Source organism: Serratia sp. HNCC26DJ244, assembly GCF_057180565.1.
Window position 1 is genome coordinate 1 of the sequence record NZ_JBXUGO010000117.1, and the last position, 456, is coordinate 456.

1 protein-coding gene is annotated in these 456 nt (G+C 51.8%); it reads right to left on the minus strand.

What is annotated here, in order from left to right; genetic code table 11:
* Nucleotides 1–456, minus strand: a 456-nt coding sequence (locus AC2A06_RS18850; protein ID WP_484381298.1) for an Ig-like domain-containing protein, incomplete at both ends; no start/stop codon positions are given.

Consider the following 456-nt stretch of genomic DNA (forward strand, 5'->3'; position numbering starts at 1 on the left):
CGTGGTATCAACCACGATCACAATAGGATCAGAAGGTGTGCTGGCATTACCCGCCGGGTCAACTTCACTGACCGTCAGGCTATGGTTGCCCTCGGCCAGGGGCTCTTCAACCTGATAGCTCCATTCACCTTTACCATTAACGACCGTCGAGCCAATCGGCTTACCATTGTCACTGATAATAATGACATCGCCAGGTTGCCCCACACCTTTCAGTTCAGGTTGGGTATCATCTGTGGTGCTGCCACTGTTCAATGGGCCGGTAACGGTACCGACGTCATCGATAACGCTCCCAAGAGCAGGTTTGGTAGGGGCTTGTGTATCGACGTTAAATTCCCAACCACCACTCTGCTTACTCTCATTACCCACAGGGTCGGTTTCAGAAACCGTGATGTTGTGCTTTCCATCAGTCATCGGTGTCTCTGGCTGGAAAGACCAACGACCATCTTCATTGACGAC